General features: G+C 64.2%; 19 protein-coding genes and 1 tRNA gene. 9 read left to right on the plus strand and 11 right to left on the minus strand.

Going from position 1 to position 20,467, the window contains the following annotated elements; all coding sequences use genetic code 11:
* Positions 1-53 precede the first annotated feature (53 nt).
* Positions 54-3,251 (plus strand): penicillin acylase family protein, encoded by a 3,198-nt coding sequence (locus ACZ7CF_RS11160; RefSeq protein WP_470369491.1) that lies wholly within the window; start codon positions 54-56, stop codon positions 3,249-3,251.
* Positions 3,252-3,297: 46 nt separating this feature from the next.
* Here ACZ7CF_RS11160 and ACZ7CF_RS11165 read toward each other — a convergent pair whose 3' ends face one another.
* Positions 3,298-4,155 (minus strand): hypothetical protein, encoded by an 858-nt coding sequence (locus tag ACZ7CF_RS11165; RefSeq protein WP_458429475.1) that lies wholly within the window; start codon positions 4,153-4,155, stop codon positions 3,298-3,300.
* Positions 4,156-4,318: 163 nt separating this feature from the next.
* Here ACZ7CF_RS11165 and ACZ7CF_RS11170 point away from each other — a divergent pair.
* The 3 genes from ACZ7CF_RS11170 to ACZ7CF_RS11180 all read left to right on the plus strand — a co-directional run bounded on the left by ACZ7CF_RS11170 (position 4,319) and on the right by ACZ7CF_RS11180 (position 6,798).
* Positions 4,319-4,394, plus strand: a tRNA-Arg gene (locus tag ACZ7CF_RS11170).
* Positions 4,395-4,530: 136 nt separating this feature from the next.
* Positions 4,531-6,105: a tyrosine-type recombinase/integrase gene (locus tag ACZ7CF_RS11175; protein ID WP_470369492.1), complete on the plus strand. Its 1,575-nt coding sequence runs from the start codon at positions 4,531-4,533 to the stop codon at positions 6,103-6,105.
* Positions 6,106-6,255: 150 nt separating this feature from the next.
* Complete coding sequence (locus tag ACZ7CF_RS11180; RefSeq protein WP_470369493.1) at positions 6,256-6,798, plus strand: hypothetical protein; 543 nt, start codon at positions 6,256-6,258, stop codon at positions 6,796-6,798.
* Positions 6,799-6,807: 9 nt separating this feature from the next.
* Here ACZ7CF_RS11180 and ACZ7CF_RS11185 read toward each other — a convergent pair whose 3' ends face one another.
* The gene (locus ACZ7CF_RS11185; RefSeq protein ID WP_470369494.1) at positions 6,808-7,965 is read right to left on the minus strand and encodes a hypothetical protein; all 1,158 of its coding nucleotides are present in this window, start codon (positions 7,963-7,965) and stop codon (positions 6,808-6,810) included.
* Between the two features lie 147 nt (positions 7,966-8,112).
* Here ACZ7CF_RS11185 and ACZ7CF_RS11190 point away from each other — a divergent pair, with 147 nt between their 5' ends.
* The 3 genes from ACZ7CF_RS11190 to ACZ7CF_RS11200 are packed head-to-tail and all read left to right on the plus strand — an operon-like array spanning position 8,113 to position 10,272.
* The gene (locus ACZ7CF_RS11190) at positions 8,113-8,403 is read left to right on the plus strand and encodes an AMED_5909 family protein (RefSeq protein ID WP_470369495.1); all 291 of its coding nucleotides are present in this window, start codon (positions 8,113-8,115) and stop codon (positions 8,401-8,403) included.
* Position 8,404: 1 nt separating this feature from the next.
* On the plus strand, positions 8,405-9,364 hold the full coding sequence (locus tag ACZ7CF_RS11195; protein WP_470369496.1) for a Scr1 family TA system antitoxin-like transcriptional regulator: 960 nt from the start codon (positions 8,405-8,407) through the stop codon (positions 9,362-9,364).
* A gap of 2 nt (positions 9,365-9,366) precedes the next feature.
* Positions 9,367-10,272, plus strand: coding sequence for a Scr1 family TA system antitoxin-like transcriptional regulator (locus ACZ7CF_RS11200; protein ID WP_470369497.1), 906 nt, complete (start codon positions 9,367-9,369; stop codon positions 10,270-10,272).
* Between the two features lie 243 nt (positions 10,273-10,515).
* Here ACZ7CF_RS11200 and ACZ7CF_RS11205 read toward each other — a convergent pair whose 3' ends face one another.
* From ACZ7CF_RS11205 to ACZ7CF_RS11225, 5 genes are read right to left on the minus strand one after another with little or no spacing between them, the layout of a single operon-like run.
* Positions 10,516-12,675, minus strand: coding sequence for an FtsK/SpoIIIE domain-containing protein (locus tag ACZ7CF_RS11205; RefSeq protein ID WP_470369498.1), 2,160 nt, complete (start codon positions 12,673-12,675; stop codon positions 10,516-10,518).
* Positions 12,662-13,507 carry a hypothetical protein gene (locus ACZ7CF_RS11210; RefSeq protein ID WP_470369499.1) on the minus strand — a complete coding sequence of 282 codons (846 nt, stop codon included), beginning with the start codon at positions 13,505-13,507 and terminating at the stop codon, positions 12,662-12,664. Before ACZ7CF_RS11210 ends, ACZ7CF_RS11205 begins: the two co-directional genes overlap by 14 nt.
* Positions 13,504-13,833, minus strand: coding sequence for a hypothetical protein (locus tag ACZ7CF_RS11215; RefSeq protein ID WP_470369500.1), 330 nt, complete (start codon positions 13,831-13,833; stop codon positions 13,504-13,506). The genes ACZ7CF_RS11210 and ACZ7CF_RS11215 overlap by 4 nt, the downstream gene beginning before the upstream one ends.
* The gene (locus tag ACZ7CF_RS11220; protein WP_470369501.1) at positions 13,830-14,168 is read right to left on the minus strand and encodes a WhiB family transcriptional regulator; all 339 of its coding nucleotides are present in this window, start codon (positions 14,166-14,168) and stop codon (positions 13,830-13,832) included. The genes ACZ7CF_RS11215 and ACZ7CF_RS11220 overlap by 4 nt, the downstream gene beginning before the upstream one ends.
* Positions 14,165-14,446: a helix-turn-helix domain-containing protein gene (locus ACZ7CF_RS11225; RefSeq protein WP_236220514.1), complete on the minus strand. Its 282-nt coding sequence runs from the start codon at positions 14,444-14,446 to the stop codon at positions 14,165-14,167. Before ACZ7CF_RS11225 ends, ACZ7CF_RS11220 begins: the two co-directional genes overlap by 4 nt.
* 154 nt (positions 14,447-14,600) lie before the next feature.
* Here ACZ7CF_RS11225 and ACZ7CF_RS11230 point away from each other — a divergent pair, with 154 nt between their 5' ends.
* Positions 14,601-14,975, plus strand: coding sequence for a helix-turn-helix domain-containing protein (locus ACZ7CF_RS11230; protein WP_470369502.1), 375 nt, complete (start codon positions 14,601-14,603; stop codon positions 14,973-14,975).
* A 227-nt stretch (positions 14,976-15,202) separates the two neighbouring features.
* A complete protein-coding gene (locus ACZ7CF_RS11235; RefSeq protein WP_470369503.1) occupies positions 15,203-16,297 on the plus strand; it encodes a tetratricopeptide repeat protein in 1,095 nt (364 codons plus the stop codon).
* Here the strand turns inward: ACZ7CF_RS11235 and ACZ7CF_RS11240 are convergent.
* The 4 genes from ACZ7CF_RS11240 to ACZ7CF_RS11255 all read right to left on the minus strand — a co-directional run bounded on the left by ACZ7CF_RS11240 (position 16,283) and on the right by ACZ7CF_RS11255 (position 20,366).
* The gene (locus ACZ7CF_RS11240; RefSeq protein WP_470369504.1) at positions 16,283-16,837 is read right to left on the minus strand and encodes an NUDIX hydrolase; all 555 of its coding nucleotides are present in this window, start codon (positions 16,835-16,837) and stop codon (positions 16,283-16,285) included. The two genes, ACZ7CF_RS11235 and ACZ7CF_RS11240, sit on opposite strands and share 15 nt — an antisense overlap.
* Positions 16,838-16,880: 43 nt before the next feature.
* On the minus strand, positions 16,881-18,995 hold the full coding sequence (locus tag ACZ7CF_RS11245; RefSeq protein ID WP_470369505.1) for a KAP family P-loop NTPase fold protein: 2,115 nt from the start codon (positions 18,993-18,995) through the stop codon (positions 16,881-16,883).
* A 380-nt stretch (positions 18,996-19,375) separates the two neighbouring features.
* Positions 19,376-19,861, minus strand: coding sequence for a hypothetical protein (locus ACZ7CF_RS11250; RefSeq protein WP_470369506.1), 486 nt, complete (start codon positions 19,859-19,861; stop codon positions 19,376-19,378).
* Between the two features lie 34 nt (positions 19,862-19,895).
* Positions 19,896-20,366, minus strand: a complete 471-nt coding sequence (locus ACZ7CF_RS11255) for a GNAT family N-acetyltransferase (protein ID WP_458429496.1) — start codon at positions 20,364-20,366, stop codon at positions 19,896-19,898.
* Between the last annotated feature and the right edge of the window lie 101 nt (positions 20,367-20,467).

Here is a 20,467-nt window from a genome sequence, read left to right on the forward strand (position 1 = left end):
TGCCAGAAAGTAATCTGCGCCACATCAGCCCTGCACGGAGAGGAGCTTCGCGGATGCGGAGAGCCAACCCGGTGACGTCCCTGCTGGCCTCCGCCGCCGTCACCGCCTCCCTCGTCATCGTCCCCGGCACACCCGCCCAGGCGGCGCCCGCGCCCACGTTCACCGCCGACGACTACTGCCTGGGCCAGTGCGGCGACGTCCTGCCGCCCGGCAACAACGGCAACGCGACGCTGGCCGAGATCCTCGCCCACAAGGCGTTCGGCACCCGGCCCGCGCACTCCGCCGACCAGCTCGGCAAGTACGACGCCCTCGTCGCCGGCTACGGCGGCCTGTCCAACGCCCAGCTGACCGACTTCTTCAACGACGCGTCGTTCGGCGTGCCCGCCGACCAGGTCGAGAGCACCGTCAAGCCGCGCGCGGACGTGACGATCGTGCGCGACAAGAAGATCGGCATGCCGCACATCACCGGCACCACCCGCTCCGGCACGATGTTCGGCGCCGGCTACGCGGCCGGCCAGGACCGGATGTGGCTGATGGACCTCTTCCGCCACCTCGGCCGCGGCCAGCTCAGCGGCTTCGCGGGCGGCGCGCCGGGCAACCGGGTGCTGGAGCAGTCGTTCTACAACCAGATCCCCTACACCGAGGCGGACCTGCAGAAGCAGATCGACACCGCCGCGGCCAAGGGCGGCGACCGCGGCCGGCAGGCGCTGGCCGACGTCAACGACTACATCGCCGGCATCAACGCCTACCTGACCCAGGCGATCAGCGCGCGGAACTTCCCCGGCGAGTACGTGCTGACCGGCCACGCGGACGCGATCACGAACTGGAACGACATCCAGCCGTTCAAGTCGACCGACATGGTGGCCATCGCCGCGGTCGTCGGCGGCCTGTTCGGCGCGGGCGGCGGCGGTGAGGTGCAGTCGGCGCTGGTGAAGCTGGCCGCGCAGAACCGCTACGGCGCCACGGTCGGCGAGCAGGTGTGGAAGGCGTTCCGGGCGCAGAACGACCCCGAGGCCGTGCTGACCCTCCACAACGGACAGTCGTTCCCGTACGCGGCCTCCCCGGCCTCCCCCGCGGGCGTGGCACTCCCGGACGCGGGCAGCCTGACCCCGGAGCGGATGATCTACGACGAGGTGGGCGGAACGGGTGCCGCGGTCTCCGTTCCCGCACCGGACGAGCTGAAGAAGGCTTCCGGCATCTTCGCGGACGGCGTGCTGCCGGCGGACCTGCTGAACAAGAAGCACGGCATGTCGAACGCGCTGGCCGTGTCCGGCGCCCACACCGACTCCGGCAACCCGGTCGCCGTGTGGGGCCCGCAGACCGGGTACTTCGCGCCGCAGCTGCTGATGCTGCAGGAGCTCAACGGCCCCGGCATCCGCTCGCGTGGCGTGTCGTTCGCGGGCGTCTCGATGTACGTGCAGCTCGGCCGCGGCGTCGACTACTCGTGGAGCGCGACCTCGGCGGGTCAGGACATCGTCGACACCTACGCCGTGGAACTGTGCAACCCGGACGGTTCCGCGCCCTCCAAGGCGTCCTCGCACTACCTGTACCGCGGCGCCTGCCTGCCGATGGAGCGGCTGGAGCGCAAGAACGCGTGGAAGCCGACCGTCGCGGACGGCACGCCGGCCGGTTCGTACACCCTGGTGATGTGGCGGACCAAGTACGGCCTGGTCGCGAGCCGCGCCACCGTGGGCGGCAAGGTCGTGGCGTACACGACGCTGCGCTCGACCTACCTGCACGAGGTCGACTCGATCATCGGCTTCCAGGAGCTCAACGACCCGACCGCCATCCGGTCGGCGACCGACTTCCAGCGGGCGGCCGACCGGATCGGGTACGCGTTCAACTGGTTCTACGTCGACTCGAAGGACACGGCGTACTTCAACTCAGGCCTGAACCCGGTGCGCAAGTCCACTGTGGACCCCAACCTGCCGGTGTGGGGCCGCCAGGAGTTCGAGTGGCAGGGCTTCGACGGCGACGAGAACACCGCGCAGTACATGCCGTTCGCCGGCCACCCGAACTCGATCAACCAGGACTACTACGTCTCGTGGAACAACAAGCAGGCCAAGGACTTCACGTTCGGCGGCTTCGGCCACAGCGCCGTGCACCGCGGTGACCTGCTCGACGGCCGCGTCCGCGCGCTGATCGCCTCCGGCCAGAAGGTCACGCGGGCGGCGCTGACGAAGGCGATGGCCGAGGCCGCGGTGGCCGACCTGCGCGCCGAACAGGTGCTGCCCGAACTGCTGCGCGTCGTCGAGTCCGCACCGGTCGACCCGGCGCTCGCCCCGGTCGTGCAGCAGCTGAAGGACTGGCAGCGCTCCGGTTCGTTGCGCAAGGAGACCGCCAAGGGCAGCAAGACCTACGCCCACGCCGACGCGATCCGCGTGCTGGACGCGTGGTGGCCGCTGCTGGTCGCCGCGCAGTTCCAGCCGTCCCTCGGCACCGACCTGTACACCGCCCTGGTCGGCGCCATCCAGGTGGACGAGGCCCCGTCCGACACCCACGGCGCCGCCCCGCACAAGGGTTCCTCGTTCCAGTACGGCTGGTGGGGCTTCGTCGACAAGGACCTCCGCAAGGTCCTCGGCGACCCGGTCCAGGGCGCGTTCCCGCAGACCTACTGCGGCGGCGGCACCCTGTCCGGCTGCCGGACGGCACTGGTCGACTCCCTGAAGCAGGCCGCGGCCAAGCCCGCCACCCAGGTCTACCCCGGCGACGCCGACTGCGCCGCGGGCAACCAGTGGTGCGCGGACACGATCATCCACCGCGCGATGGGCGGCATCACCCAGGACAAGATCCACTGGCAGAACCGCCCGACCTACCAGCAGGTCGTGCAGTTCCCGTCCCGTCGCGGCCAGAACATCACCAACCTGGCCACCTCCGCGACGGCCACCGCGTCATCGCACGAGACCGGCTGGAACACCCTCCCGCCACAGCACGTGGTCGACGGAAACCCGCAGTCGCGCTGGGCCAGCGATTGGAGCGACGACCAATGGATCCAGGTCGATCTCGGCTCTGTGCAACGGGTCGGTCGCGCTGTGTTGCAATGGGAATCGGCCCACGCCACCGGCTACCGCATCGAGCTGTCCAGCGACGGGACAAACTGGCGCAACGTTTTCGCGACAAGTAGTGGCGACGGCGGCTCCGATGTCGTAGCGTTTACGCCACAGGACGCGAGGCACCTCCGGATGACCGGTACCCACCGGGCCACTCGGTACGGATACTCCCTGTACGAACTTGAGGTCTACAGCTCGTAGGCCTTCGAGATGAGGCCGCCGATCCACCCCCAGGGGTCGGCGGCCTCTACTTATGCCCGTTGTTGTGTCCGTTGTGGACACCGTCGTCCTGCTCCCCGGCCGGCAACCCCACCTGGTCGGCGAACTCGGTGGCGATCCGGCTGCCCCCGTACACGCTCAACGCCTTGGCCAGGTGCTGCTGCAACTCCACCCGGTGCTGGTCCCCGAGCTCCGGCAACGCCTTCTCGACGCTGCTGATCAGCGACTCCGCCCAGTGCTTGGCCGGCTGCTGCTGCGCGATCCGCACCAGCTGCGCCAGCTCGTCTGACAGCTTCACCGCTTCCTCGACCCGGTACCCGTTGCGCTGCAACCACCAGATCGTCGCGGTCCCGACGTCCGTCAGCACCTCGTCACGCAGGTACCGGATCTCCTGCCGCTCGATGTCCCGCTCCGCCAACTTGAACGTCGAGCTCCGCAACAACTCGATGTGCTTGCGCGCCATCTCCAGGTCCCCGTCGTCCACCTCGACCTTGACCTGCTCGGCCCGCGCCCACACGTGCGTCCCCGGCACCTGCTGCTCACGCGCCAACTCGTCCCCGAGGTGCACCTGCAACGCCGCGTGGTGCACCAACATCCGCGACGAACTGATCTCCGTGGCCCGCTGCACCACGTGGTGGATCGCAGCGCTCTTCGGCGAGTTGTGCCGCAACCCGGTGGCCAGGTCGAACCGCCACACGACGTTCATCTTCAACAGGAAGTCCAACCCGTACACCGCACTGGGCAACGGCGTCTCGAACTCCTGCTGATGACTGCTGGCCGGCGGCACGTACGTGTAGTCGTCACGCCGGTTCGGCACCCGCCGCCGCCACCAGGACCGGACGGCCCCCAGCGGGCCAGGACGAAAGTCGGGCCAGGGTCTGCTCACGCCCTCTGCGTACCCGACGCATCCCGCCGGGAGAAGGTGGCCTGCCTCACTTCCTTCGAACGGCCGCACCCAACTCGTTCGGTCCCTTACCGAGCGTGATGGCTCTGGGTAGGCGGGGGCCTGGTCAACTCGGTGGCGGTGGACCGCTAGACTGCTCACGCCAGCCCTAGTAGCTCAGGGGATAGAGCATCGGTTTCCTAAACCGTGTGTCGCAGGTTCGAATCCTGCCTGGGGCACCACCTTTCGCCGGGTGAAACTAAGACCTCTGACCTGCGTATATCGGTCGGAGGTCTTAGTCTTTAGTCGGGACTGAAGTCGATCTCATCGCCCGTTCGTGGGGCTAGACGTGGTGCGAGTCCGGCGTACGGTCGCACCATGAGCACCCCGAAGCGCCCTGCCAAGGGCCGCCAGCGAGGGGAGATCGAGCCCCTTCCGAGCGGTTCGCTGCGCGTCAAGGTCTACGCCGGCATCGACCCGATCAGCGGTCGTCGGCACTACATCACCGAGACCATTCCAGCCGGTCCGAACGCTGCGAAAGAAGCCGAGAAGGCCCGTACTCGGATCATCAACGAGATCGATGAGCAGCGGAACTCGAAGACCAAGGCCACGGTCAACCGGCTCATGGATCGCTACCTCGAACTGCTGGACGTCGACAAGAAGACGCGGAAGAGCTACGAGGGCTACATCCGCAACCACATCCGGCCGATCCTCGGGAATCTCCAGGTAGGCAAGCTCAACGGCGAAACGCTGGACTCGTTCTACAGCGTGCTGCGCCGCTGCCGCGCTCACTGCGATAGCAGGCCGTACATCGAGAAGCACAAGACGACCGAACCTCACGACTGCTCGGAGCAGCAGTGCACGCAGCACGTGTGCCGCCCGCTCGCGAAGTCGTCTATCCGGCAAGTGCACTGGTGTCTCAGCGGTGCCTTGAAGCGGGCTGTCAAATGGCGTTGGACCGCGACGAATCCGCTCGCACAGGCAGAGACGCCCAGGCCGGTCGCGGCGGACCCTCACCCACCTACCCCCGAGCAGGCAGCCGCCATCGTCAACGAGGCCTTCAAAGACCTCTCCTGGGGAATGTTCGTGTGGTTGGCGATGACCACGGGCGCTCGCCGCGGTGAGATGTGCGCCTTGCGCCTCGATCTGCTCGACCTGGAGAACGCCGTGCTGCCGGTCAAGACCAGCATCAGCCAGGACGGCGCGGCCACGGAGGAGAAGGACACCAAGACCCACCAGCAACGCCGAATCGCACTCGATCCGGAAACCGTCGGGCTTCTGCGCGCGTACCTCCAGTACCGCGGAACGAAGGCAGCTGAGTTGGGCGTGAAGGTCGCGAAGGACGGCCGTCTTTTCTCGCCTAGGTTCGATCACGCCGAGTGGATCAAGCCGGACACCGTGACCCAGCGATACCGCCGGATGTGCGCACGGCTCGGCTGGGACATGCACATTCATTCGCTGCGCCACTACTCCGCAACGGAACTGATCGCCTCCGGCGTAGACGTGCGCACTGTCGCCGGACGACTCGGCCACGGTGGTGGAGGCGCGACCACCTTGCGCGTCTATTCAGCATGGGTTTCGGAGGCAGACCAGCGTGCGGCGGGAACCATCGGCGGACGGATGCCAACGCCACCGATCAAGGTCGATCCGGCCGGTGCCCCGGTCTCCACGCTGGAACCGGCAGCGGACAACCCGTACCAGAAGATCGCTGTCGACTTGCGCGGGGCGATCACCTGCGGCGCTCTCAGGCCTGGTGACCTCCTTCCCACGGTCATCGAACTGAAAGCGCGGTACGGGGTGTCAGCGGGTACCGCCAACCGCGCCATCTCAGAACTGAAGGCGGCCGGACTGGTGAACGCCAGCCGCGGGAAACGTGCCGTTGTGCTCGCACCTGGAGAGGAACCCGACACGGCTGACGTCGTCAGCATCAAACGCAAGCGGAAGGCCGAGTGACCTAGTGCTGTATCTCAGGGCGTTGACCCGCTAGTCGACGTGGTGGGCAGGGCGCAGAGGTCCGCCAGGTCCCCAAGTGCAGCGATCAAGTGGTGGGTATCGCTCGTTCGGCGGCTCGGGGACGGCACATGCGAACGGCACGCTGGGGACATGACCTCAAACCCGGATGACGAGTGGCTGTTGATCCAGCGCATCCAGCGCGATCGGATCGCCTCCGGTTTGGCCATCAGCGTCATGGCACTCGGAGCGGCGATGATCATCGTGGGGCTCGTGGGCATTTTCGTCGACGGCCTGGGCGAATCAGGGTTCGGGCGATGGCCCGCGCTGACCGCTGTGGGATCGTTCGTCACTCTTGGTGCCGGATACCTGCTGGTCTTCTACATGAGGAAGACCCCGCCGCCGTTCGCGCGGCGTGATGACGCAGCCGACGTGGAGGATTCTCAGCAGTCGGGCCAGCGCGCCCGGTCAAAGAACCTGGTCCATCGTGTCGGCATGACATTCATGACTGCCGCCAGCGTGATGGTAATCGCGGCTTGCACAGGCTTCTTCACCCGCGTGATCATCACAGGGGACAGCGCGGACGTCTGGTCTTGGGTTCCGGCGCTCATGATCGCAGCGATCCCTCTGATGGTCGCTGGTGCAGTGCTAAGACACCTCGGCGGCAGTGCTACGTCACGCGGGTCAACGTTCTGAGATTCAGCACTAGATTGCAAGCGTCGCGAGGCGTTTCTGTTGCCGCTTTGAGCCCACCTGAGCCGCGAGCTGCCGCGCACGTTCAACGTGCGCGGCTGCCTCATCTTCGGCGCCGTTCGCCATGAGTACTTGTGCGAGATCCACCCGAAGCGTCGTCTCTGCGCGCGCGAAGGTCGGATCAAGGCGCCGAAGAACGTCGGACAGCACCTCGATCGCCTCTCGGTCACCGAGTCGAGCGAGCGCGTTGCCGCGCCACCGAGCAAGGTGCGTCGAATCGAACACCAGGTAGGGCGTCTCTGCACCGTCAACGCATGCCGGCATCGATCGCAAAGCGTCATCGAAGGCGATCAGGCAATGCGCGCGCTCGCCGCTCGCCGCACACGCTTCGCCGTAGCCCGCGGAGAGCCATGAATAGAGCAGGCGCGGCACTCGACCACGCGCAAGTTCGAGCGCGTGCCGTGTCAGCTTCACAGCGGCGCCAGCTTCACCGAGGTCGAGCAGAACCACGGCCTGCCCAGCACACGCGTACGCCTCTAGCTCAACCGACCTAGCTTCTCGTGCGGCAGCCTTCGCGGTGTCGTAGTGGTTCCACGAATCGTTGACCAATCCCTGATCGAGCGACTGCCACCCGGCAAGCGCAGCCGCGTCAACCAGGAGTTCAGCGAGCGCTGCCCGGATGTGCTGATCGAGCACGTCTCGAAGAACGCGCTCCATGTGATCGATCTGCGCGCACAACTCGCTGCGCAGGGCAGACGCGCCCAGCTTCCGATCCATGACCCGCGTGATGTCGAGCTTCTGCCTCATCAACCGGACGGTGTCCAAATCGAGGGCACGGCCGGCCGCGAACCTCGCACGCAGGGCAAGTTCGTCTTCAGTAGCCGTCGAGGTGACTTGTTCAACCGGCTCCAGTAGGCGTTCGATCGGCACGCCCAGCATCTCTTCGAGAAGGCGCCCGGTCGCGGCCGTGACTGGTCCGAGGTCGCGCCCGTCGTCCCGCTTGCCGGACGCCAAGCGGCGCACGTGCCGCGGGCTGATCGTGCCTTTCAGGCCGTGGTCGCGCGCGAACACCTCGGCAGCCTCGCTGAACTCCTCGGCGGTCTGCCTGCGTTGCCGCAGCAGCTCCCCGAACAGCGTCTGTGCCCGTTCCTGTCCACGTGCCGAGCCCATCCGGCCGACCTCTCACGCGCCAATGTCAGCGCTACTTAGCTCAGGTCCAATCATGGCACGCTAGGTCAATACCAGGTCATTTACACCTCGTGCGGCCGAGTGAACGCTGATGTCTGCGGTTCCGGCAGCAAGAAGTGAGGTGATGAGGTGCAGTCGAACGAGGACTGGTGGGCAAAGGCCGCTCTGGCGCAAACACTGATGCAGGCTCACGAGGCGCTCAGCCGAGCGCGTCCGAATCCGGCTACGCAGGACCTACGTCTGTGGCGCGACTACTACCTGCGCAGCGCGGCCATCTACACCGAGGTCGCTCAGCTCGACCGCGGTCACTTCCACGAAGCGACGGCGTGGGCCACGTGCGAGCGCCAACGAGGCGAAGCGCTCGACCGGCAGATCAAGGCCAATGCCGGCGCCGCATCATCGGCGGATGAGGTGAGCTGACATGGCGCAGAAGCTCACCGCAGGTAAAGCAAGCCTGGAAGTGCGCGCACTGAGCAGGGTCGTGTTGGGGTGGCGCCACATCCGAAGCTGGTCACTTGCGGAGTTGGGTGAACTGGTCGGCTACTCGGCGGCGACGCTCTCTCAGATCAGCAGGGCCGTGGTACGTCCGTCACCCAGCGATGTCCTGAGGATCGGCACCGCGTGCCGTGCACCTGATGACGAGATCGAGCTTTGTGCTCGTGTGGCACAGCGGGCGAACGACCCTCAGATGTGGGACCGGATCAACGGTGACGCGTGGGCTCGTCTGGTATGGACGCCTTGGGACGTCATGCTGGAAGCCAGCGAACTCCTGATCGTGGCGACCGACGCAGTGCCTGAGCTGTTCCGCACCAACGCCTATCACGAGATGCTGCGCAAGTCCGGCGCCGTAGCCGGCTGCCTCGATCTCGACCGGCAGCAGGACGTCCTCGCCCGGCTGGACATGGACGCCAAGGAGGCGGCGCGTCCAGGTGGCCACGGCCCACTGCGCGTGCGTCTTCTTCTGACGGAGCCCGTTCTGACTAGTACCGTCGGCGAAGCCTCCACCATGATCGAACAGCTTGGTCACCTGGAAGACCTGACCGAACAGACGGGGTTTGATCTCGGCATCGTGGCCAGCGACGCCGGAGCGTATTTCGGTATGCAGCAGTCATTCACCGTCATGCGGTTCCGAGCACCGCGTTTCGATGACGTCGTCCTCACGCGCACCCTGCACGGCGGCGACACCTGGCTTGAGTCCGCTGCTGATTGCGCGCCCTACGAACGTGCTCTTCTCGCGCTCAACGATGTCGTCAGAACACGAGAAGAGTCGGCTCATTGGCTCAGCCAGGCATCGCTGGCTCTGCAAGAACCTCTGTCTGACAACAACTTCGAGCAGCGTCAGCGTCGGCTGCGCACGGCCACAGCCCAGGCGGGAAACTGATCATGCCCAAGAGAGTGTCCACTGTCCGCGGTCGCGAGTTCGGGGCAGGAGTTCGAGCGGCGATCGAGAGCACCGGACTTCCCTCGCGTGAGATCGCCAGGATCATGGGCTGCGACGAGGCCAAGGTCTCAAATGTCCTGAACGGCAAGGGAGGCTTCACTCAGATCGAGGTCGCCCAACTGCTAGGAGTCTGCCGGACCCCGGCGCCGGAAGTGGCGCACTTGATGGACCTGTTCCCGATGCGACACCACGGCGGCGGGTGGTGGCAGGAACATGGCACTTGTCCGCCCGTCATGGTGCGGACGGCGTTCGAGAACCTGAAGGTGGCCGAGACGCTCATCAGCTGGCACGCGAGCATGATGCCGCTCTTCCTTCAGACGGCCGACTACATCCGCGAAGTGCTCCGAGCGTCCGCCACGATCCCCGCCGATGAACTCGAAGAACGGACGAAAGCGCACCTCGCGATGCAACGGGCGCTGCCCTACACCGCGCGGCGCCTGTTCTTCGTCCACGAGTCAACGTTGCGCCTGCAAGTCGGTAGTCCCGAAATGCACGCGTGGCAGATGCAGCACCTCGCCGTCACGGCGAACCAGCCGAACACCACGATCCGGATCATCCCCACAGCACGCGGCGCACACGCCGGCATGGCCGGACCGTTCACGCTGCTGATCTTCGGGAAGTACGCACCGCTGGTGTGGGTGGACCTGGAGAACTCCAGTTTGTTCGCCGAAGCTGAGAACGCGGTCAAGGGCTACGACACAGTCGTCAGCGCGCTCACGGACACCAGCCTGGACGAAGACGAATCCAGGGCGTTGATCGTCAAGTTGTCCGAGAGCGCATGGGCTCTCGCGGACCAAAGCGCAGGCTTGCAGGCGCCTTCGGCGGGACCGCTCCCGCCCATGCCGTAGACCGCACACCCCAAGCGGCCAGCCTTGGCGCACTCCGTCACACGCCTCCGCCAAGGCTGGCACCGAAGGCCGTCGCGGTACCCGGTTTCACGTCATCGGGTACCGCGACGGCCGCCTGTGACGGGACTACCCGTCACACGTCACACCCGTCACGGCGGATCATTCGCGCAGGTGGAACACCGTTTGGGACCCGTCACAGAGCTTGTGACGTCGTGACGGGTTCGTGGGACGGGCTGTGACGGGTCAGCGCTCACCGTCGATCACCTCGCCTTCAAGGACGGACGCGTCCCGCAGGCGCTCGGCAGCGGCGAGCAGATCCGCGACGGCGTAGCCCCGTATCTGCTTCACGCCGTCAGTCGCCGCCACGCGGTTCCGCGTCGACCGGCACCCCAACTCGACCATGTCACGTCCGAACGCCGTCCTCTCCAGTCCCAACGCCTCGACAAGCTCGGATGTGGGAAGGAAGTCGCGGCCGTCACCACCCTCCTCGATGTACTCCACAACGGACGCCAACGGCTCAGGCAGTTCAACATCCGTTGCGTGAGTGGCCTCCGCGGACATCGGCGCACCACTCCCGATCGCCTTCGCGACGGCCGCGTGGTCGAGCACCGGCCGTGCTTCCTGACCGGCCGCGTGTCCGGTCAACGTCCCCTCTGCTTCACGCAGCCCACGGCCGCGCTCGCACAGCTCCCTCCAGTCCTCGTTCGGCATGTAGAACGTGCGCACGGTCAGCGCGAGTACATCGGCACCAGCTTCCGTCTCGCCGTCCGGCCGCAGGATGCCCACGCCCTTGTGCGACGGCAGCAGACGGCTGCTGTCATAGCCACGTGTGTTCATCTGCTCGCCCAAGACGATGTTGCTGTCACGCCAGTCGATGACTCGCAGCGCGAACCGCGAGCCGAGCACCGCGCGCAGCTTGGACGGGATGGTCTTGCTGTCAGGACGCTGCGTAGCGAGCACCAGGACCAGCCCAGCAGCCGGCGCCTTCTTGGCGAGCCAGGTCAGCAACTCGCCGATGTACTCCCCTGCCGTGAGCTTCTTACCCTGCACCTCGACAGGTGTGCGGTCTTCGAGCGGTAGCTGAACCTCATCAATGAACACGGCCGTGATCGGCATGTCGAGCGCTCGATCACGAGACATGTCGGGCGTGACCTTCGACTCCGGGCACGTGAGGTCGTCCAACTCCTGCATCCGCCGGTAGCGCCCCTGGACCTCACCCACGAGTTCCACGAGCCAGTCAATGAGCGCCAGCACGTGTTCGGTGTCGTCCCCGGACATGAACCGGTGAGCCACCTTCGCCGCCGAAATCCAGTCCTTTCCTGCCTTGAAGTCAGCGACGTACAGCCGAACATGCGGATCCAGGATCAAGGCAGCAGCGACCAGTCGAGCGGCCATCGTCTTGCCCTGCCTGGGAATCGCACCGATGAGCAACGACGTCCACACCAACGGAAGGTCGATCCGCCGGTCACGAGCGTCCCGCCCGAACGGCAACGGCCGCCACGCGTCCCACCTCTGCACAGCGAGCAGAGGTGTCCGCAACGGAGGCGCCGCGTACGGGTCCTCATCAGCAACCCACATCGCGACCCGGCCGGCATGGCCGCCGTTCCCTCGGACACGCTCCACGATGAGCTGCACCTCATCGACGGCGAGCGCGGAGGCCAGAGCGTCCCGGTTCTTCACAACGTCGGCCGCCTTGCGGGTGGCTGGCAGGTCCACGGTGATGGCCCACCCGTCACCTTGCCTGGTCGCCCGCTCGACCAGGCGCAGCGTCTCGTCCTTCCCGATCAGCTTCGCGTCCCGGAACGCGTCCACGAGCACCTGAGGGTCCATGGTCCACGTCAGCGTGCGCGGACCGGCGAGCACCGCCTTACGCCCCGGACTGCCGTCCTTCCGCCTCCCGAGGACAGCGAGCGCCACAGCAATGACACCGCCACCGATCCACAGCACCCGGTGCCCGTACACGAGGTCAACGCTGGCGCCGACGATCGCCGCGCCGACGACCACGGCCCCGGTGACCTTCCACCGGAAGAGCGTCAGTTCACGGATGTCTCCGAACTTGTCCGCGAGCTTCTCCGACTGCTCGGCAGCCTCCCGGTAGTCCCGCACGGTGACCCATGACCTCCACCACCTGATGCCAACCACCAGGCCGCGCACCACGGCCCCGAGGAACCGGAACGGTGAACGCAGCAGGGCCACAACGAGATCCTTCGCAGCCTGCACCGCGTGAACGCGATCCTTCGCCCATAGCGGCACACGCGGTGAACGCTTCCACCAGTTCATGAACCGGCGCACCCACGTGGCGCGCGGTGCCTGCGGACCGTCGTTTACGAACTCGCCTTCGAGCACCGCACGCACCGGCAGACGCGGGTCCGTGACGGCCAACTCCTGGTCATCCACGCTCATGGCCGTCACCACCTTCAGAGACCTCCGCCGCGAGTGTTGTGGCCAGACGTGATGAGAGACCGCGCGAGCAACCGGTGACCTCGCGAACCCACGCAGGGCTCACCACGACCTCAGGTGTCCACACTTCGCGAGCCTTGGCTAGATAGTCCGCGGAGGACACGCGTGTGGACTTGTTCCCGTTGGGCTGCTTCACCTTTGCGCGCTCAGAACCTGTCACAACAGCCGCCGGAGGCTTGGCTGCGGTGACCGGTGCGGTCCACTGTTCCGCCTCCGTGAACGCTACGGTCACGGCCTCCGTGAGCTTGTCTCGTAGGTCCGTGACAGCCTCCGCCGCGACGAACACCACGAGCGGCGGAACGGAGTGCAGCACTACCCCGGACACCGAACCTGCTGCCCATGAGTGCCACGTGTTCATGACGTACGTAGCGGCGAGCGTGAACCACTTCGCACGACGAGTCCACGAACCCGTGCGCACCCGGTACCGGGCGGTGACCTGCTCCGCCCGAAGGATCGCCAGCAGCACCAGCGACACCGTGGGATCAAGCAACCACGCGGCGAGCCACGGCAACGACCACGCCGGCGTCCCCGCGGCCGCGAAGCTCTGCACGTTGGTCATGGTGAAGCCGAGACCAAGCACGATCCCCGCCCAGCACAGCCGGTCGACCTCAGCCCGAACCCGTTCGACGCGAAGTGCGACCACGTCAGGGTGCGTCGCGTAGGCCCTCAGTTCTGCCGCCTCCGCCGCATCGGCGGCGAGCTGCTGCGCTGCCGGGGCGGCGGGCAGCCGCCCGAAGGCGGCTACCCCTTCCCGAACCCGAGTGACCGCGTTCATCGCCGACCACCCTTACCCTGCGGACTGTCGTAGGAGGTGATCGTGAGAGCGCGAGTCAGCGTGTACGCGGCGAACAGCGCGGGGAGGCCCAGCACCACGAGCAACAACACGGTGTCGCCCCGGTGCGTGATCACCACCCACTGAACCCCGACGATGACGCCGGCCATCACGAGCACCCGCCCGGTGAGCGAGAGCAACCGGGCACCCGTACGTGCTGCGTTCGCGGCAGCCTTCGCCCTACGGGCGCTTGCGCGCCAGATCCACAGCACCACAACAACCGCACCCAGCACCGCGAGAACCTGCGTGGGAGTCAGGTTGATCGTCATGACGGCTCACCGCCTTCACGGCGAGCCCGCCACACGCGGTAGAGCGCGCGTCGATCGTCCTGCGACAGCCCGCCCCACACACCAACCGTCTCCGCACCGGCCGTGCGCAACTCCAATTCCAAGCACACGTTGCGGATGGGGCAGCCCGCGCACAGCCGTGCGGCCAGCTCCCGATCGGTCAGGTTCTCGTTCTGCCACTCCGGTTCTTCGTCGTTCGCCCACAGCCACATGCAGGCGCCGTCACGGGTCACGATCTCCAGCAACACGGCATCCGGGACCTTGGCGTAGCGGTCGAGCTCGGCCGCGATCACCTCGTAGTAGTTCTCCGGGTTCACCACGCACCCCCGGCCTTGGCCTCGAACTCACGAGCCGACCGGCGCTCTGCCGTCATCCGCGCGACGTCAACGACGCTGCCGGATTCCGACGCCTGCCGGACGATCTCCTCAACCGCACGTGCAGGGATCACGTAGCGAGTGCGTAGACGCACCGCCGGGAACGCGTCCTCTCGGATCGCCCTGTAGATGGTCGCGACGTCCACGCGCAGGATGCGTGCAGCCTCCGCGACTGTGTAGAAGATCGGCGGGTTACTTCCCGCCGTGCTTGACGTAGTCATCAGATGTAGCCCTTTCGAAAGACTGATTTCTTCTCCGAAAGCGCTGACGTCGGCGTTGATTAGTAGCGATCTGCCGCCGATGTCAGCGCTAAGCCCGTTTCAGAGCAAGAGCGCGCGCTAACGTCGGCGCTGAAGGCGGAGCCCGGAGGCGTACGTGACAGAGGATTGGTCGGCAGTCGCGGAGGCAATGAACGCCCGCGCGGCAGAGCTGGCTTTGAAGCAGAAGGAACTCGCGGAGAGATCCGGGGTCTCGCTCGCGATCGTTCGAGAGATGCAGCAGGGACGAATCCAGCGGCGCCGAAACCCGCGAACGCTCGAAGCTCTGTCGATCGCCCTCGACTGGCACCCGCAGCACCTGGGAGCGGTGCTGCAGGGAAAAACGCCACCCGAGGTCGACTCGCCGGCCACGACCGGAGACGACCCGCTCGTCCCGCTGCTCAACACAATTATTCGCGAACTCCGCGGCCTTCGAGCCCAGGTCGGAGCGCTCACAACTCGTCTCGATGACGTAGCCCGACGAAAGGACTAGATCGCCTTCGCTGATTTGTTCCGATGTCGCTGCCATGTGAACAGAAGACAGCCGGAGAGGGGGTCGAAATAATTGCCAGCGGCTATCACGCCGCTTGTTAGGAGGAGTTAGGTCCGCAGGTCACGACCGTTGGGGAACGGGGGGACGTGGCAGCAAAGAAGCGCGGTGAGCAGCCTCGATCGAGACTGCGAGCAGTCCGCGACGAGCTCGGGTACACGCAGGCGCAGGTGGTCAGGTTCTTCTTGACGCGTGGGCAGCAGATCGGCGGTGCTCAGGCGACAGAGCAATCGATACTCATCATGATGTCGCGCTGGGAGAACGGCCACGTAGAGGTGACCGATCCCGCCTACCAACGGTTGTTCCGAGAGTTCTACGGACGAACCAACGAAGAGCTTGGGTTCCCACCCGAGGTGGAGAACCAGAGTGCTGAAGAGCTACGCGAACGGCTGATCATCGCGCGCAGCATCGATCCCGCGACGCTCGACATGTTCCAGCGGCAGGTCAACGACCTGCGAAGCTCGGATCACAAGTTCGGCGCCGTAGTGGTCCTGGACCAGCTGAACAGTCTCGTCCGGCAGATCGAGGACTACCGCACGTTCAGCGTAAGTTCGCGTCACCGCGAACGCCTCGCCGCGATCCTCACAGACGCGCGGACGCTCGCAGGTTGGACGGCGCTCGACAGGGGCTCGCAGCTTCAGGCGTGGCAGTACCACGAGGACGCGAAGGTCTCTGCGCGCGAAGCTGATTCGCCGCACCTCTTGGCGCACGCGGCCGCGCAGCAAGCGGTGATCCTGTTCGACATCGGGCAGCCGGCCGAAGCCGTCGAGCTGCTGGAGTACGCGCGATACGTCGCGGAGAACCGCGCGCCGTCGCTCCTGCAATCGTGGCTCGCCGCGGCTCACGGCGAAGGGCTCGCTGCCGATGGTCAGCAGGACGCGGCGCTACGTGCGTTCGATGAAGCAAGTGCTTTGCTGCCAGCAAATCCTGTCGACCCCGAGATGCCCTTCCTGCTCCTCAACGACGGGCAGCTTGTACGTTGGCGCGGCAGCTCGCTACTGCGCCTGGGAGACCAGGACGCGATCAACCAACTTGAAGCCGCAGTTCGAGGTCTCGCCACGCCTGGACTCAACGCCGTGCGCGGTCAAACCAACTTGCATGTAGATCTCGCCTTCGCGTACGCCGCTGCCGGCGACAGTCGGGGAGCACTTGAGTACGCACGCACAGCACGACAGCTAGCGTCTCGCATCAAGTCCGATCGCCAACAACGGCGTCTCGCGAGCCTAGTGCTACCGGTACCAAAAGGGCGTTCAAATGGTACGTGACGCGAGGTAATACAAGAGAGGCACGATCGCACCCGAACCGAGCACCTCACCTTGCCGAACCAGCTCTAGAATCCGGTCAACCGGAATCCACTCGATCCTCGCAGCCTCTTCACCGTCGGTCGGCTCACCAACCTTCTCAGCCGCGCGCCACACGTAGGCATCAACTGAAGCGTCGATGATTCCGGGCAACGGCTGAAATTTTCCAATGTGCTCAGGTTCTCCGACCGGGCGCCATCCGGTCTCCTCCACTGCCTCACGCGCGGCTGTGACGCGAGGCTCTTCCCCGTCCTCAACTAGGCCGCCGATAAGTTCGTAACCCCATTTGTCGACTGCAAATCGGTAGCGCCACAGCGTTAGCACCTCTTCGTCACCGTTCACGATCAGAGCAACGGCGACATGATCAAGCCTTACTACATGGTGTTCGAACCTGCTTCCATCCGGAGGCTCCACATCTACTAGGTCAACCTTGACCCAGCGGTTGTCGTAGACAGTCCGACTACCATGAACTTTCCACTTCAATTCTTCAGGATATTCCGTCACTGCGCTAGTTTACTTTGGAATCCGATCTCACGCCAGACCGAATCTAGGATTCGGCCGTCAACCGATTTCGCTTCTGAACCTTCATCATAGCCAACACATACTTCTCTTTATTCTCCCTTGTTGCCTCAACTTCTTCACTCAAGTCATCGCTATTAATCTCCCCATCAAGAAGATCACCAAGTTCCGCAATTACATGATCGATACCGAGAAGTACATCAATCATCGACGGGTCCAGCCCGAACAATGTTTTCTTCCCTAAGGAAACGCCCTCCCCGACCAACTTTACCAAGATATCCAGAACCGTCCACTTTCCCTCGTCTATGTTCTTGCGAACAAGATTGCGGATTTGAGTATCATCGTTGGTCATCCAATAAAGTCGATAGACAAGCCCGAACTTCCTGCCAAGATCGCCGACTTCCGTCGCGCCAAAAGAACTAATGTGGTCGGTAATTGCCGCGATCACACGACCCCGTGCAGCCCCGGCCCATCGCCTCCAGTCCTTAGACTCTTCCCCGTCTTTGGTAAACTTACGTGTCAAATCAGCAGCAAAGAGCGCAGTATTAACCGAGATTGCACTTTCTGCCACAATTTCCGCAGCTACTTTTTCATCGAGAGCTGTAAGTAGTTCACCCGCCAGCCGCAAAAGAATCAGATCTGGCGCGTCAGTAAAACCAGACCGCGGCGGCAAAAGTTCGTATGTGACCGAAAGAAGAGAAAGAACTCTCTCGCGATTCTCAATCAATCCTTCCTCATGGAAGCTTTGGATTTTACGAAGCAGACGCGATGGGTTCTCTCGAAACTGGACTACCATAGAAACGACTTCAGGAGCCTTCAGATCAGGCAGAAGCGAAAGCGCCTTCGACACCACGGCATCCGATAGATCCGACGACGGAACGCCGAACTGAAAGTAACGATCGAAGTAGTCCGCGGAGCTGACTGCCCGCTGACGCGCATCAAACTCCGAACCATATTCCGAAAGCGCACGAGGAAACAAGCCACTTAGCAGCTCGAATACTTGATCGGCATTCGACTCAGCAACACCAGAGCTTTCAATGATCTTCCGCCAGGTGGCTTCCTTTTCGCTAGAAGAGGCCCTAGAGGAAAACAGCGCGCGCGATGAAACCCCAGTCAGCACTTCCTTATGACGGGGGAGCAACTTGTACAACGTCGGCTCAAAAGTGCGCAAGAAGGTAAGCGCAAGGAAGTCCACTACATTGATCTCACCGTGAATCAATGGATATAGAGCATGCAATTGCGCCATGAAACGATTGATAGCGCGAGGCTCAGACAAATAGACTTTAATGGAATTTTGGTACATCCAACCTAGTCGACGCAACTCCGCGTCACCCAAGGCTACTTGATTCTGATTAAAAAAAGAGTTTAGCCCCGACTCGACCAGATCAGATTGCTGATCCTCGTGCATCGGAGGGAGATCCAGTCGAATTTGCACAATTTTCTGGATATAGTCCTGGGCTCGCTGCGGGCTAGCATAAGCCAGATCCGATCTTCCCAATAGGTCCAGGATAGTGCGTTCATCGTAAGCGAGGAGGTAATGAACATTCGGAAATCTTCCCACAAGACGGATTAGCTTGAATATTTGAAGCAGCTCGGCAGGCTGGAGCCTGTCCAAATCGTCTATAACAACAAGAATCTTATAAGGCAAGTCAGCCAAGATCTTTTCCGTTGCAGCTCGCCGCGCCTCTGTTGAAGTATCACCTTTAAGCAATTCGCCGCCACGCTGCGCAATCGTGCTCAGGTCGACACCAACTAGCGATCCTATTTTGCCGAGCGGAGAAATCTTTTCGACGTACTCACCGATTGCTTTGCGAGCGGCTTTGCCGGGTCCATCCTTCGGCAGGGCAGCCCCAAGCTCGCCAAAAAAATTCGTCAACAGGGATTCAATATCCGAGAACAGCCACGGGTTGAACTTGACAACTTTCCAATTTTCGCTTTCCTTAGCTATCTCACCTGTGACGAGCTCAAGTACCGACGACTTACCGCTCCCCCAGGGGCCGATGAGAGCCATGACAGTCGTCCTACTTTGACCAGCAACCTGGTTGCAAACCTTGACGACCTGACCCGAAAAAGAAACGCGGCCAAGCTGATCTTGATCCGCGCTTTCGATTGGATCATCGGTGAAGTATTTTTCGGCCATCATTGACCCTCCTAGTCGCCGACACTCATTTGACCCCGACGAGCGGTCAATCTACAAGCTCACCTGATCAGTAACCGACAGGTCGGCCTTGTGTCGTGCGACTGGGCTTCCGCCTCCTAGAGTTAGGCTCACAGATGTGTCACATGCGCGTGGTGCGGGTCGTGGTGCGAACTGTGGCTAGATCGAGACCACATAGGGCATGGTGCGAAGACTTTCGCCAGCATTGTTGCAGGTAGAGGCATAGACCAGGCTCGATCGGCACATTCCTAAACCGTGTGTCGCAGGTTCGAATCCTGCCTGGGGCACCACCTTTCGCCGGGTGAAATCAAGCTCTGACCAGCGGCAACGCGGTCGGAGCTTGATCTTTTCCCACCGAAGACTGATCACCTCACCTGCGACCGCACGAATTCGACGTACGGCTCATAGGCCGAAACATCCCGCCCAGGCTCATAAGTGCTGAGGTAGTAGTAGTCGGCCATGATGTTGGCCTGCTGCTCCGAGTTGAACTCCTCGAACGTCTTCCCCCGCAGCCCCTCGACCCCGCCGTAGTCGTAGAGCCCCTTCACGAAGAACCCGGCGAACGCCGTCGGCAGCAGGCTGAGGACGCTGCGGCCGTGCTGGTACTGGTAGGCGTGGGTCAGTTCGTGGACCAGCCAACGTTCGTAACGGGCCTGGTTCTGCGGCGACGTGAGGATTCCCCTGGGGAACGTCACGAGGCGGGGCAGGGTGCGGGCGACACCGAAGGCGCCGAGGAGGCCGCCTTCGGCGAGGGTGAGGGCGCTGATGTCGAGGGCGTCGCCGAAGACCTTGCGCGCGATGTCGGCTTCGCGGGACTCAAGGGCGCGGCGGAACACAGGGCGGAACACCACGGCGGCTCCCTGCTGGGCGGATGGAAGATCGTGGTCATGCGCGGTGGTAGCGGACCTCGTCGAGCACGGCGTCGCCGAGGGTTTCGCGGCGGGTGGTGCCGTCGGGGGTGAAGCCGAGGCGTTCGTAGAAGCGGCGGGCGCGCTGGTTGCCGGCGAGGACCCAGACGATGGTGTCCGGGAGGCCTTCCAGTGCTGCGGCGGCCAAGGGGTGGGCGAGGCCGGTGCCCTGGGCGGACTCCAGGAAGTAGATCGCGTACAGCTCGTGGGTGGCGTCCGGTTCGCGGGACGGGCCGACGCTCGCGAAGCCCACCACCTCGTCGTCGGCCAAGGCGACCCAGACGGTGCCGGAGGGGATCAGGCGTTCCCACATGGAGGTGCGCGACTCCACGGACAGGGCGTCGAGGACGTCGTCGGGCATGTGGCCGCGGTAGGTGGTCCGCCACGAGTCGACGTGGACGGCGGCGACGGCGGGTGCGTCGGAGACCACGGCTTTGCGGATTGTCATCGGTGCCCCCAGTGGCGTGATCGGATCGTCGTCGGCGCGGGTCGCGGCATTGACGATGCCCTCGCTTTGTACTACCTGAAGGCGAGGTGGTCGCCATCGGC

The organism is Lentzea sp. NPDC036955 (genome assembly GCF_055608005.1).